Origin of the sequence: Aliikangiella coralliicola, from assembly GCF_007004725.1 — a bacterium.
GTDB lineage: Bacteria > Pseudomonadota > Gammaproteobacteria > Enterobacterales > Kangiellaceae > Aliikangiella > Aliikangiella coralliicola.
This window is the reverse complement of sequence record NZ_ML660167.1, coordinates 1-14,100: the sequence shown is the minus strand read 5'-3', so window position 1 is coordinate 14,100 and position 14,100 is coordinate 1. Positions and strand designations below refer to the sequence as shown.

The window sequence follows — 14,100 nt, the reverse complement described above, 5'->3', positions numbered from 1 at the left end:
ATTGAGTCTTGATATGGAAAACCACGACAAACAAATAACAAAAATCCGAGATGGCGAAAAAAGCGTCAAATATCTACCCAGCGAAGTTTGCCTTTTACCTATTAGTGAGCGCCCGTTTTTTCCGCCGCAAACATTACCCATTTTAATGAATGAAGAAAGTTGGCGGGACACTATCGAATTCATTAGTGAAAAACATAAAAACATTACCGGCCTGGTTTTGGTTAAAAATCCGCTACCCGAAGACGCTAAACCTGAAGAATTTTTTAAAGTCGGCACACTGGTTAAAATTCATCACCCTGTCTTGTCTTCTGGCAAGGTTCAATTTATCGCAGAAGGATTACAGCGGTTCAGAATTAAGAAATGGATTGACAGGACGCCTCCCTTTATTGTCCAGGTCGAGTACCCCCATGAGCCAGAATATACAGAAAGCGACGAACTGAAGGCTTATGCCATCGCAATTATTAACACGCTCAAAGAAATGGTTCCTTTAAACCCGCTGTATAGTGAAGAGCTCAAGTTTTTTCTTAACCGCTTCGATCCTAACGAGCCATCGCAACTGACTGACTTTGCAGCCAGCGTAACCACTGCTACTCGAAATGAATTACAAAGAGTGTTGGAAACGGTACATTTGAAAAGACGCATGGAAAAAGTGCTGGTATTAATCAAGAAGGAACTGGAAGTTGCCAGGTTACAAAAAGACATCCATGATCAGGTTGAAGAAACACTGAGCGAACATCAACGACGTTTCTTCCTTAAAGAGCAGTTAAAAGCGATTCAAAAAGAACTTGGCATTGCCAAAGACGACAAAACCGCTGATCTGGAGAGATTCGAAAAAAATATCAGTGATAAATTATTACCCAAACTGGCCCGCGAAAAATTTTACGAAGAGTTCAATAAATTATCAATTCTCGAATCTGGCTCTCCGGAATACGCAGTCACGCGAAACTACCTGGAAGTATTTTCTAAACTCCCCTGGGGAATATTTACCGAAGATAACTTAAAGTTGCGCTCGGCCAAACTGGCGTTAGACAGAGAACACGCAGGATTAAAAGACGTTAAACAACGCATTATCGAATTTTTAGCGCTTGGCGCGTTAAAAGGCGAAATTTCTGGCTCGATTTTATTGTTAGTTGGACCGCCGGGGGTTGGCAAGACTTCTGTGGGTCGTTCAATCGCCGCTGCGTTGAAACGTGAATTCTTCCGTTTTTCTGTGGGCGGAATGCGTGATGAAGCCGAGATAAAGGGACATCGTCGTACTTATATCGGCGCCATGCCGGGAAAAATTGTACAAGCCTTAATTGAATCCGGCTCTTCTAATCCAGTGATTATGCTTGATGAGATTGACAAAATTGGTTCCAGTTACCAAGGTGATCCTTCCTCTGCATTACTCGAAGTTTTAGATCCGGAGCAAAATAATCAATTTCTCGATCATTACCTGGATACACGCGTCGATCTCTCGAAAGTGCTGTTTATCTGTACCGCAAATCAGCTGGATACGATACCTCGCCCGTTACTCGATCGTATGGAAGTCATCCGCTTGAGTGGTTATATTCTGGAAGAAAAAATTGAAATCGCGAAACAACATTTATGGCCTAAGCAAATTCAGCGCTCGGGTATCGCGCCATCCAAAATTAAACTCACTGATAGCGCACTAAAAGCGCTTATTGATGGTTACGCCCGCGAGGCCGGGGTTCGTAATCTGGATAAGTTACTCGCCAAAATTATTCGCAAATGTGCTGTTAGTATTGTCAACGAACACGTCAAAAAAATCAGTATCAGCAAAAATAACCTGACCAATTTTCTGGGGATGCCACTGTTCAGTCGAGACTCTCTGATTACGGGCGTGGGCATATGTACCGGACTTGCCTGGACTTCTCTTGGTGGTGTTACTTTAAGCATTGAAGCCGCCAAAATACATGGCAGCTCACGCGGCTTTAAACTGACAGGTCAGTTGGGTAATGTGATGAAGGAGTCTGCAGATATCGCTTACAGCTACATCGCTGCACATCTTGCCAGGTATGGGGTTGATGAAAAAGCACTGGATAAACAATACGTTCATTTACATGTTCCTGAAGGCGCCACACCAAAAGACGGACCAAGCGCCGGAATTACGATGGCCAGTGCTCTTTTATCACTCGTGTTAAAAAAGAAAGTTCGCTCCAAGTTTGCCATGACTGGTGAACTGACATTGAGCGGTTCGGTGCTGGCTGTGGGCGGTATCCGAGAAAAGGTAATTGCCGCTAAACGGGAAGGCATCAACAACATTATTTTGCCTAAGGCTGTTGAGGGACGATACGAAAAACTTCCAAAGCACATTCAAAAGGGATTGAAAGTTCATTTCGTTGGTCATTATGATCAGGTTTTTGAATTGTTGTTTTAAGCCCGCCCCGGCTTACACGCCGTGGCAAACAAAATTCGCTTAGCGCCTGATACGGCGCTTTAAACAGTTCATCTTTTTTAAGCACTTCATCGTTTTTAGACACTTCATTGATTTGAATGTCAGGCTGGCTTTTTAGTGTTCAGTTTTTGTATTTGTTGATTAACCAGACTTTTCATCATCTGAATGTGAGCTGGTTGCGCGTTTAACGCGTCGATATACTGAAATTGCTGGCCGCCATTTTCAAGAAAGATGTCTCTATTTTCCATGGCAATCTCTTCCAGCGTCTCCAGACAATCAACAGAAAACCCGGGACAAATGACCAATATATTATGTACGCCTTCATCGGCTAATTGGGTCATTCGTTGGTCCAGGTAAGGCGTTAACCACTCTTCCCTGCCAACTCTGGATTGATAGGCTATTTCCCACTGTGTCGGTTTTAATCCAAGCTCCTCGGCTAATCTTTCCGCTGTTTTTTCACATTGAGCTTGATAGGGATCACCGTTTACCACATACCTTTTCGGTATCCCATGAAAAGATAAAATTAATTTATCAAACGGTTTTGTGTGTTCATGATCAGCTTGTTCTTGACCAGTTTCTTTCTGGCTATTGTTTTGTTGAATTGACTGATTGTTGTCTTCATCAACATTGAACGTACCAGCCGCTTTAACCGTTTCCGCTAACGCTTGAATATAATTAACCTCATCATGATAATCGGAAACCACGGAAAACTCTCGACCACTCTCGGCAGTTATTAATTCAAGTTGATCGGTGACCGGTGCAGTCGTGGTAAAAGAATATTGAGGATAAAGTGGAAGCACGATAATTTCATCAGCCCCCCAGGTTTCGAGATTGTTAACCGCTTGCTTGATAGATGGTTGACCATAGGTCATGCCCAACTCAACTTTTATCCCGCAAGTATTATTCTCTTTATTTATCTCGTCGTTCGCTGCATTATCAGTTTGATCCAATATCATCTGAAGCGCTGCTTGTTGCTCACGACTGTACACCATCAGTGGAGAGCCATCTTCAAACCAGATTTTCTGATAGTTTTTGGTGACTTTTTTGGGCCTGAAAGTGAGAATAACGCCGTACAATATTGGCAACCAGATAATACGCGGCAAATCGACAACTCGTCGGTCACTTAAAAAATCTTTAAGAAATGACCTGACAGCCGGCACCGTTGGCTCTGCAGGTGTTCCCAGATTTACCAGGAGAACACCATATTTTCGCTCAGACATTATGTTCCTTCAGGCATTATGTTCTTTCAAACACTGGCAATGATCAGGAGAGCGCCTTAAAGATGGCTTCCCTGATATCATCAAGCCCGCCAACGCCTGGCACAGTCACATAAGCTGGCGCATTTTCGCCACCTTTGTTTGCCCAACCTGAGTAGTAATCGACCAACGGACGAGTTTGCTCATGGTAAACCGATAGTCTATCTTTGACTGTCGACTCACTATCATCTGGACGCTGTACCAGATCTTCGCCGGTTACATCGTCTTTTCCGTCAACTTTCGGGGGATTATATTGAATGTGATAAGTTCGGCCTGAACCTGGGTGAACACGTCGTCCACTCAATCGCTTGATAATTTCTTCATCTGCGACGTCAATTTCCACAACATAATCAACATTGATGCCATTTTCTTTCATCGCATCGGCTTGTGGAATTGTTCTGGGAAAACCATCTAATAGATAGCCATTTTCGCAATCAGCCTCGGCCACTCGCTCTTTCACCAGACCAATAATGATGTCGTCAGAAACCAGCTTTCCTGCGTCCATCACTTCTTTGGCTTGCAAACCAAGCGGCGTACCTGCTTTGACTGCAGCCCTTAGCATATCACCCGTGGAAATTTGCGGGATATTATATTTGTCCTTAATGAACTGAGCTTGTGTACCTTTACCAGCACCCGGCGCGCCAAGAAGAATGATACGCATACTTGTCTCCGATTCGTTTTTTTTAATAGGATGTAAAGAAGCCATTATAGACAGCTAGACAAACAGATAAAACCTTAAATTGATCTTAATTAGGTGTTTAACGATCCTTTTGTTATGAAAATTTGCGATGCTTGAGCAAAATTAATCAGGTTGATTGACTGAATTAATTACCGTACAAATGATTTTAAAACTTTCCTTGTTTAAGGATCTTCTAATCCATTTATCACCAATGGTAATTTTATAACTAATTGTTTGAATGTTCTCGCGTTACGAGATTGACATTCCTGATTATTCGTGCAGAATATTGCACATCACTTCAATCAATGAGAACAAGTCAATGAACAGTTATGTCATCTCCAAACTTGCTTGCACTGACCGTGTGTTGAAAAGCACAGTGAAGTTCTCATTTTTCATTATGCGATCTCCTGTGCTTCGACCACGAAGAAATTAGTTTTACAGGTTGGATTAAACGTAATATCCCCAATTTTGTGTTTTAAACTAGCTTTATGTTTTAGGCAAAGTAGTGCCTTAGTTACCTTAAAGACCACATTTTGCAATGCTGTTCTTTCGAACCAAATCGAATGAACAGGTTTAGCACTAGCTTCTAATGGATAAAACCAAATTCGGGTTGATAAGTTAAAACAAAATCCCCTGACAACATTCACTTGAATTTTATGCCACAGCTTTGAGCTGTTGTTAAACAATCTATTTTCGGACATTAAATTGAAATAGCCTGCTGCGCAAATCGTATACAGCTCGCTATCTAAGTCGCTTTTCAGGGTGGCCTGTTATGAAGTCCGAGAAAAGGAAAACTGTAATGACCAATATTAAAAAACTCGAATCATTTTTTACACTATTTAAACAGGCGCTATCCGGTAACAATCAGCAAGACTACACCAAAGGTTCAATTGGAAAAGCAGCCTTTTTACTCGCAGTGCCGATGGTACTAGAAATGGCGATGGAATCAGTATTTGCTATCACAGATATCTTTTTTGTATCAGGTTTAGGTGCAGATGCAGTCGCAGTCGTCGGCCTGACCGAAGCCGTCATCACACTACTCTACGCTGTCGCAATTGGGCTGAGTATGGCGGTTACTGCAATGGTCGCAAGACGGATCGGCGAAAAAAAATATGAAGCCGCTAATATCGTAGCGGCACAAACCTTGTGGGTTGGACTTTTAGTTGCCTTAATAGTCGGCCTGGTTGGGCTTAACTATGCCGATAATATTCTGATATTTATGGGTGCAAGCGATAACGTTCTCGCCGTTGGAGAATCCTACACCAGTATTATGTTAGGCGGTTCTATCACCATTTTATACTTATTCTTAATCAATGCGATCTTTCGTGGCGCCGGTGATGCCACTATTGCTATGCGATCACTTTGGTTAGCCAATGGTATTAACATTGTATTAGATCCTTTACTCATTTATGGCGTCGGGCCTTTCCCGGAAATGGGCGTCACAGGCGCCGCAGTTGCCACAAACATTGGTCGAGGAATCGGCGTTTTATATCAGCTTTATCATTTAAGTGGCAAAGACAGTCGTATTCGCCTTGGACTCGCAAATTTAAAACTGGTGGTTGGAGTGTGTGCCAGATTATTACGCGTATCTGTCGGTGGTATTTTGCAGTTTATCATCGCCACAGCCAGTTGGGTGGTGCTAGTCAGGCTAGTGTCTTCCTACGGGAGCGCCGCGGTCGCGGGTTATACGATTGCCATCAGAGTCATTATTTTTACGATTCTTCCGGCCTGGGGTTTAAGTAACGCCGTGGCTACACTGGTTGGGCAAAACCTGGGCGCTGGAGAAGCTGAACGCGCAGAAAAATCAGTTTGGAAACTAGCCAAATACAATGTCTACTTTATGCTAAGCGTCGCCATTATTTTTATTGCCTTTGCTGAAATCATTATTGGTTTGTTCACTGACAACCAGATGGTTATCCAATATGGTGTCGATTGTCTTCGATATATCAGTTATGGGTATGGCTTTTACGCTATTGGTATGATTGTAGTGCAGGCTTTTAATGGCGCAGGAGATACTATGACGCCTACCAAAATAAACTTTTTCTGTTTTTGGATGTGTCAGATCCCGATGGCCTATACTTTTGCGCAATATTTCGAGCTAGGTCCAACGGGCGTTTTTCTATCTATTACAATAGCAGAAAGTTTGATGACGCTGGTGAGTGTTTATATATTCAGACTTGGTCATTGGAAATTAAAAACAGTATGACTGTCTATTTCTGGTTTATCTGCTTCTGGTTTCTCAATTTCTAATAGCGACCAAAAACTATAAGCGAGATTTTACATCTCGCTTTTTTGATACTTCAAACACTAGCAAACCAGAGTCATTCAGTATTGATTCAGGCTGATCGGTTATGCTTCTCTCACATTTATTTTCATGACCCACTTTTTCTGTTTAGAGAAACCACAATGCAACTTAGAGAAAAAACTCTCCTGACTTACTTAATAATTGCGACGACCCTGTTTGCTATTTCTTCAGGAGATAAATTCAACGCCAATACTCAGGCTAATAATCTCCAAAACGGCGGCACTGACTATTCTGCTCAAACCAATAACAATTATGACAGTAACAACCGTGACAACAACAACACCGGCAACGACTATTCCAAAAGGGAAACAGTATTCTTAGTGAAAAACTCAGCTCCAAGCCTGGAATTAGTCGAGTCAGCTGTTTTAACGCTATTCATTCAGGAATAGCATGCGCTTGATTTGAACCAACCTTGACTATCTTGAATTCGAGGAAATAGTATTTGGAACAGTTACATTTGGAACAACAATACTTCTGGAAAATAACATTTCTAAATAATAAAACCTGGGTTGGAATAATAGTCTGAATAATAAAATAACCTTTTCATTTTTCCTTTACTACCGGTAAAGTTATTTGAAAATAGGCACCTTCGCTAGCAGGTAAACACTTGATACGACCGCCCAGCTTTTGAGTAAGGTTAAATGAAATATGTAAACCTAAACCAGTTCCTCCCTCCGACCGATTGGTAGTAAAAAAAGGATCAAAAACTTTTTCTCGAGTTCCTTCGGGAATTCCCTTACCATTGTCTCGGTAGTTAACGATTAATTGATCTTCAACGAGCGTCGCCTGAATGTCAATTTGACCATTGGTCTTATCACCAAAACCGTGAATAACTGAATTAACAATTAAATTCGTAATCACTTGTGACAGAGCCCCTGGATAGGATGTGATACTTAAGTGTTTGGGACAATCAATGATTACTTCATGCTTCTTTTGTTTTAACTTATGTCTTAAGTTTTGACATATCTCTCCGAGATATTCGTTCAAATTAAATGTTCTGATTTCTTCATTAGTTTGATCCGCGGATACTTGTTTAAAACTTCGGATCAAACCGCTTGCTCGCAATAAGTTTCGATGAAGGATATCACCGGATTCAGTCAAATCAGCGAGTAAACTCTCAAGGTCAGAGCGTTTTATCTGACCTTTTTCATACATTCGACTAAAGTTTTTCAGTAAGTCTAACAGGTGGCTGGACGAGGTTACGCCAACACCAATGGGTGTATTAATTTCGTGAGCAACGCCTGCCACCAATCCACCTAACGCGGCCATTTTCTCAGATTCCACCAACTGATCTTGAGTGTGAGTCAGTTTAAAGTTAATTTCTTTCAACTCGTTATTTTTACTTTCAAGATCAAGATTTGCTTTTTGTTTAATACGAAAACCACGGTATACCATGACCACTGATACAGTAATTGATAACAACAAAATGATAGAGCCATACAAGGCTGTGGACTGCGTTTTGATGGTTGAACTCTGCTCTTTTAGCGTCAGTTCTTGTTGACTGAGAGTTTGCATCTGATTTTCTAGTTGACGTTGAGACTGGGTCAATTCAGCCTTTTGGCTCTTTAATGCGTTGCTCTGCTCAATTAAAAGTTGTTTATTCCGATTGATTAACTCAGCAAGATCATCAATCGCAACCGATTTTTGTTGCAGCTCTTCTTGCTTAGTTTGCAGTAACTGATTATTTTGATTAAGTTCGGTTCGACTAACAACCAGCGATGCGTTAAGCTCGGTGTATTCTTTTTTAAGTTTGTCATAAGATTTCCGCTGACCTCGGATTGTTTGATCGAGATCTGCCAACTGTCGCTCTTGTTGTTTCAATGCCAGGCTTTGTTCATCAAGCAGTTTCTGTTTCTGGATTACTTCATTTTCCATTTGAGATAACTTGTCTCGACTGTCCTCAATATCCGACTCCATTTCCTTAACCAAAGACGCAATTTCAATTTCTGTTCCCCCTAAAATGACTATATCTGTCGAAACTTTCAGTTTTTGGTAAACCAGATTGTAACGATTGATCTCAAACCCGATTCTATTCGACTCAAGTGAAGTAAAATTAATTCCAAATAACTGCTTTTCCTTGGCATGGTCAGAAATCACCAGAACAGGTTCATCTTTAATTAGCGAATTAATTTTTGATAGGTGGCGATTGAATTTTTGATCAACGATAATGACATCGGTGGGGAGTAGCTCAGCAATATTTCTCACCCACCTAGTTTTCATAGAATGACCGCGGACTTTTCTTTTTTCTACGGCTGAAAGCAATTCAAAAAACTGTTTGTTTTTCCCGAAATAAGTTAATACCAAGGTATTTTTATTACTGTCGTCCGGCCATTCAACATAGCTAAGGAATTTATAGATATACGCACTCTTAATGGCTTCCTGGGGTGATTCCGCTGCGCTACCCAGGCAGGAAAAAATCACCAAAAACAGGTAAGCAATCAAATTGAGAGTCTTCCCAGATTTTCCCATGGTTTTTAAACCCTTTTTCTTTATCTGGATTAAAGTATAGATGACTGTACAACGATTATGGCTTCCAGAGCAAAAAAATGGCTCAAAACGACAAACCGTACTATAAATAGAAGGAACATAAACAAAATACAGGTTTCTGATGACAGGGTCAGACGAGTTGATATTCCAAGACGAAAACGATAATTCTGATAATAATCAATCAGATAATAAAATTAAAGATAGCTGGAACTTATTGGTCGTTGACGATGAGCCAGAAGTTCATCAGGTTACTAAACTAGCGCTGAGGAATTTTACTTTTCAGGATACTCCCCTCGATATTAAATCTGCGTACTCTGCCAGCGAAGCAAAACAAGTTATGTCCGAAAACAGCTTTGCTGTTGTGCTACTCGATGTTGTGATGGAGACTGATCATGCAGGTTTGGAGCTGGCTCGCTGGGTACGGGAAGATCTGAAAGATCATCATGTCAGGATAATTTTGAGGACCGGGCAACCAGGTCAGGCTCCTGAGAGAGATGTTATTACCGACTATGACATTAATGACTATAAAGAGAAAACAGAACTCACATCGAACAAACTTTATACATTAATGTGCTCAAGCCTTCGCTCCTATCGAGATATTATTGCGCTGCATCGAAATAAACTCGGGTTAGAAGGAATTATCACCGGAACTGGAAAAATATTCGCACAGCATTCACTCAGAGAATTAACCCAGGGAGCATTAGACCAACTCACCGCACTTCTAAAAGTCAGCGAAGGCGCTTTTTACGGAGAGTTAGAAGGAATTGCTGCGACATTATCCGGCGATGAAAACCAGATACTGGCCGCAACTGGTAAATTTAGCGATTTTGTGTCTGAACACATTGAAGATGCAGTAAAAAATATTACACGGCAGAAATTACTCGAACATCTTCAACAACACGGCAACTATTTCGCTGACGGATATTTCATTGGTGTTTACCGATCTCACCTGAAGCGAAAGAACATTTTGTATCTTGAAGGCCTACCGAAACTATCCGAGTTAGATCGGCATTTGCTACAGATTTTCTGCAACCACATTGGTATTGCTTTCGATAACATTAGCATGTTTGAAGAAGTTGAAATCACTCAACGGGAAATTGTTTATCGATTAAGTGAAGCCGTCGAAAGCCGTTCAAAAGAAACCAGCTTTCATGTTAAACGCATGGCAGAAATTTGCCATCTGCTCGCGAAAAAATCAGGCTTTGATGAACGGGATCTTGAAATAATTCGCATGGCTGCGCCGCTCCACGATATTGGTAAAATAGCTATTCCCGATAGCATCCTGAATAAACCCGGTAAATTGGTCGATGATGAATGGGAAATTATGAAAACCCACGCACAACTAGGCCACGATATTTTAGCTGATTCAAAATTAGAAGTTCTCCAAATCGGCGCGAAAATTGCCGGGGAACACCATGAAAAATGGGACGGTTCAGGTTATCCAAATGGTAAAAAAGGAGAAGAAATCAGTATCCACGCACGTATTGCCGCAATTGCCGACGTGTTTGATGCACTCTACAATCGGCGCTGCTATAAAGAACCCTGGCCGCTCAGTAAAATAATTGATTTTATTCAATCAGAAAGTGACAAGCACTTTGACCCAGAGCTAAGCCATATTCTGATACATAACATGGCTGAAATCGTGGCCATTCAAAATCAGTACCCGGATTAGCATTGTTGAACGGCTGATTGTGGGTTGACTTTCGAGCCTGCGTCAATTCCTGCACGGGCAAATAAGAAGATTTAGCTGTCAGGTTTCGCCTCAGCGAAGAGCTTTCGTCGATACTTACCAACAATATTTTTCCGGGGTATTTCGCCCCAGTGTCGGCTATCGAAACTGTGATTAAAATTATCACCTATTAAAAAATAATGATCCGTGGCAATTTTTCTTTTCTTTAACGATTTAGGTCGGATATTTTCCTTAAAGATTTGCCCATTAATCTTCAACAGACCATCATTAATTTCTACTGTTTGCTCGCTTGTTACGATGATCCTTTTGATATAAAAAATCTTATCTTTTTGACTTCTTTTGAAAACGACAATATCAGACGACACAGGTTGCTTTAATGAAAACCAGCGAGTGTCTGCGACAATCAGGTCACCTACTTTTAAGGTAGGCAGCATAGAAGCACTGGGGATTCGGTATATCTGAAACCCAAAAAACATAGACTTCTGAATAATTAGCAACAAAGCAATTGTTAAGGAAATGCATACATAAATCAGCGTGTGCCACCATGCGCTTCCTCTAACTGGCAGACTATCAGTTATAATATCTTTTTGTAGGTTTAGCCTTTTGGAGCGAGCTTTTCTAACCAGATCAACGAACGCATAGACATAGACCGCCCCTACCCAGGCCAGTAAAATCCAGCTTCCATTTTTCCAGAAAAACAACCCGCTCCAACCAATTAAAGCGATCCCCAAAAACAGTATGCCTGGGAGAGAAATTGATTGCCTGAACTGATTAATTGAAAAGTGACCAATACCCGGCAGTACTAGCGACATCAGACTCAATTTCAGCCAAAATAGTGTTGTCTTCAATGAGGAAGGCATTAATTTAAAGTACAACCCAGATTTTTGACGCGTAGACTATTGGTTTAATTGGACTACGCAACAATAGAGCTTTTTCTAAAAAAATGACGGCCATTCACCTGGATTAAGGATTAACTTGAGATTGTTCTGCAGCTTTACGATACCAAAAGTGAGCCTGATCGCTATTCTTTGCAACCCCCTCTCCTTTTTCATACATGCTGCCAAGGGCATCCTGCGCATCTGCGTGTCCTTGCTCAGCCGCTCGTTTGTACCAGTAGGCAGACTTCACCCAGTCTTTCTCTACTCCTTCTCCTCGATAATAGCTAATACCAAGAATATATTGAGATTCTACATGGTCTAATTCCGCTGCTTTTTCATGCCAAACGACTGCTTGTTGATAATCCGAGTTTTTATCGAATTCCTTGGCCTTATTATAATAGCTCTCTGCATCTTCAGCAGCCTGTAAAGCACCACAAAATAATAGTAGTCCTGCTAGTAAACGAATGGTATTTTTCATGGGGGGGATCCTTTTAATCCTTTTATACAGTTCCTTTCGAAGCAAAAGTCGAAAACTCACAATATCCTGAGTCGCTTATGCTACCGCAATGCCTGTTGATGTCAAAATAAAATTAATCAGCCTTTTCTTTTTCAGGTAAACCAGATACTTTTTTGTACAAATAATATCCTGCCATAGTTAACAGGATTGTTAGCGAAATGACGCCTGACTGGTAGTAGTTTAGCTCGACGGTTCTTAACAAGAAAAATGTTTCCTCGCCTTGGTCATTAAATACTTTTAAGCCAGCTTGAATCGTCTCTCGGATAAATGCCAGAACAATCAACCAAACGATAATTTTCTTAAGGCTTAAAGTACTTTCAGATTTAGGCAACTTAGTTATTTCTCATGTTAGTTGTATTTTCAAGGCATTTAGCAGACCATTTGTTAAACAGCCAAGTTTTTTGAATAGCTAATGACAGGAGCTCTTATCTTCGATACTTCGATCACACACTAATCATGTGATTCATTTTGTTACATGCCTATAAGGCCAACAAACTGGCAACCTCTTCATCAGCCCTTAACTCCTCACAAATATCTTCTTCAGTTTCTATCAATCCCCGGTTTTGTTTTAGTACATCAATCACAAACTCTCTATTATTTATTTGAAACTCTTTGTCGGTACATTGAATAATTTGAGGGTTATGCTTGATTGCTTTAATTAAAAATTGTTCATCCCACTGGAGAACTTCATCTGCATACCCGAGTAGCATCCAGTTTTCTTTGCATGCCTGTAGCACAATGTCTGGATCAGCACGTAAATTGTCACTCACAAATTCGAAAACCCAAGGTTCTGTTTCCATAGCTCTAGCAACGAATTCTTTGTCATTCTTTAATTTATCTGATGCATATACAAATGATTCTTTGTCTTGTGCAATCGCAGCTAGAACAATCTCTTCATCATTTTTTAGTTCGTCCGATGCGCTTTCCAATAGAAGCCCATCATTCTTAAGCTGCGTTAAAACATATCCTTTATCATTCCAGTTCATGGGGAACTCTCTTATAAACGTAAAGCTTCACAAGGCAGCACTCAGTTCACTAAAATTACTGAATTGATTAATATTTTCAAGATATTGCTCAAGCCCCACTCTCAGAGTATTTTATATTCACTGCTATTAAATCCTCTTGTTAGCATTTAGGGCAATCAAAAGAATTTGATCTATGTTGCTCTATTTCATTGATACAAGCATACAATCTAAAGCAACTTTTTTTTATCAAAATACTGCGCAACAAGCTTGATTTTATCTTTCAGAACCTCCAACTCTAGCAATTCTTTATCCAGAATTTCATCCTGCCCAACAATGTATGTTTGCTCGAATACTCGACAATCATTAGCTTTATCGTGAACCATCAAATAATACTCCCGCTCACAATCTTCCGCGTCGACTATCGCTCCCGAAAATGTCACATTGAAATGATTAAACAATGGATGCAAACCAAATAAAATATCATCATCACCAAAATACATGATGTATTCTTTATCATTTTCTTTTTCTATTTCAGGAAACTCTGAAAACTCGAACAATTCAACTAAGAAGCCTTCGCTTTCATCCACTTCTTCGACAAAATCTGGACGACGTTCTTCATCGAAGTATTTTAAAATATTACTGACTTGCTCTTTTGACTTACACTCGAAATATACAGCTAGAAATGTTTCAACCATACCGCTCTCCTATTAGTCGGCATATTCTCCTGCGCGGCTTTTTTCTATATCTAGTTTTGCTCTTTCAGGTATTTCTGGATCGTCAAATACTTTTTGTACTTCTTTCGCTACTTGGACTTGCAATGGATGGAACTCATCTGGACTATTGCAAATTTCGTCCACTTGCCGAACAAAATACCCCCAATATCCTTCATCTAAAAAATATCCAACTTTCATTGCGTCAGACCAAA

General features: G+C 40.5%; 13 protein-coding genes. 4 read left to right on the top strand and 9 right to left on the bottom strand.

Translation table 11 applies throughout. The annotated features are described in order from the left end of the window. The first annotated feature begins 13 nt into the window (after window positions 1–13). Window positions 14–2,380 carry an endopeptidase La gene (gene lon, locus FLL46_RS17815; RefSeq protein ID WP_142932701.1) on the top strand — a complete coding sequence of 789 codons (2,367 nt, stop codon included), beginning with the start codon at window positions 14–16 and terminating at the stop codon, window positions 2,378–2,380. Between the two features lie 119 nt (window positions 2,381–2,499). Here the strand turns inward: lon and hemH are convergent, their stop codons facing one another. Both hemH and adk read right to left on the bottom strand, forming a co-directional pair. Continuing rightward, window positions 2,500–3,618, bottom strand: a complete 1,119-nt coding sequence (gene hemH / locus FLL46_RS17810; protein ID WP_142932700.1) for a ferrochelatase — start codon at window positions 3,616–3,618, stop codon at window positions 2,500–2,502. Window positions 3,619–3,661: 43 nt separating this feature from the next. After that, window positions 3,662–4,315, bottom strand: a complete 654-nt coding sequence (gene adk / locus FLL46_RS17805; protein WP_142932699.1) for an adenylate kinase — start codon at window positions 4,313–4,315, stop codon at window positions 3,662–3,664. Window positions 4,316–5,132: 817 nt separating this feature from the next. Between adk and FLL46_RS17800 the strand changes: the two genes are divergently transcribed. Together FLL46_RS17800 and FLL46_RS17795 are read left to right on the top strand one after the other, a co-directional pair. Beyond that, window positions 5,133–6,539 (top strand): MATE family efflux transporter, encoded by a 1,407-nt coding sequence (locus FLL46_RS17800; protein WP_142932698.1) that lies wholly within the window; start codon window positions 5,133–5,135, stop codon window positions 6,537–6,539. A gap of 200 nt (window positions 6,540–6,739) precedes the next feature. Further along, window positions 6,740–7,027, top strand: coding sequence for a hypothetical protein (locus FLL46_RS17795; RefSeq protein ID WP_142932697.1), 288 nt, complete (start codon window positions 6,740–6,742; stop codon window positions 7,025–7,027). A 154-nt stretch (window positions 7,028–7,181) separates the two neighbouring features. Here the strand turns inward: FLL46_RS17795 and FLL46_RS17790 are convergent, their stop codons facing one another. Next, the gene (locus FLL46_RS17790; RefSeq protein ID WP_142932696.1) at window positions 7,182–9,107 is read right to left on the bottom strand and encodes a YfiR/HmsC family protein; all 1,926 of its coding nucleotides are present in this window, start codon (window positions 9,105–9,107) and stop codon (window positions 7,182–7,184) included. A gap of 139 nt (window positions 9,108–9,246) precedes the next feature. On the opposite strand from FLL46_RS17790, the gene FLL46_RS17785 reads away from it, so the two are divergent. Continuing rightward, window positions 9,247–10,797, top strand: a complete 1,551-nt coding sequence (locus FLL46_RS17785; protein WP_142932695.1) for a DUF3369 domain-containing protein — start codon at window positions 9,247–9,249, stop codon at window positions 10,795–10,797. A 71-nt stretch (window positions 10,798–10,868) separates the two neighbouring features. Here FLL46_RS17785 and lepB read toward each other — a convergent pair whose 3' ends face one another. The 6 genes from lepB to FLL46_RS27050 form a co-directional block, all read right to left on the bottom strand. Beyond that, the gene (gene lepB / locus FLL46_RS17780; protein ID WP_168204223.1) at window positions 10,869–11,627 is read right to left on the bottom strand and encodes a signal peptidase I; all 759 of its coding nucleotides are present in this window, start codon (window positions 11,625–11,627) and stop codon (window positions 10,869–10,871) included. A 151-nt stretch (window positions 11,628–11,778) separates the two neighbouring features. Further along, on the bottom strand, window positions 11,779–12,171 hold the full coding sequence (locus tag FLL46_RS17775) for a tetratricopeptide repeat protein (protein WP_142932693.1): 393 nt from the start codon (window positions 12,169–12,171) through the stop codon (window positions 11,779–11,781). 112 nt (window positions 12,172–12,283) lie between these two features. After that, window positions 12,284–12,541 carry a hypothetical protein gene (locus FLL46_RS17770; protein WP_142932692.1) on the bottom strand — a complete coding sequence of 86 codons (258 nt, stop codon included), beginning with the start codon at window positions 12,539–12,541 and terminating at the stop codon, window positions 12,284–12,286. Between the two features lie 148 nt (window positions 12,542–12,689). Beyond that, the gene (locus FLL46_RS17765; protein WP_142932691.1) at window positions 12,690–13,196 is read right to left on the bottom strand and encodes a DUF4116 domain-containing protein; all 507 of its coding nucleotides are present in this window, start codon (window positions 13,194–13,196) and stop codon (window positions 12,690–12,692) included. A gap of 206 nt (window positions 13,197–13,402) precedes the next feature. Beyond that, window positions 13,403–13,870, bottom strand: coding sequence for a hypothetical protein (locus FLL46_RS17760; protein ID WP_142932690.1), 468 nt, complete (start codon window positions 13,868–13,870; stop codon window positions 13,403–13,405). A 12-nt stretch (window positions 13,871–13,882) separates the two neighbouring features. Beyond that, the coding region (locus FLL46_RS27050) for a hypothetical protein (RefSeq protein WP_168204222.1) at window positions 13,883–14,100 on the bottom strand (218 nt) is incomplete at its 5' end.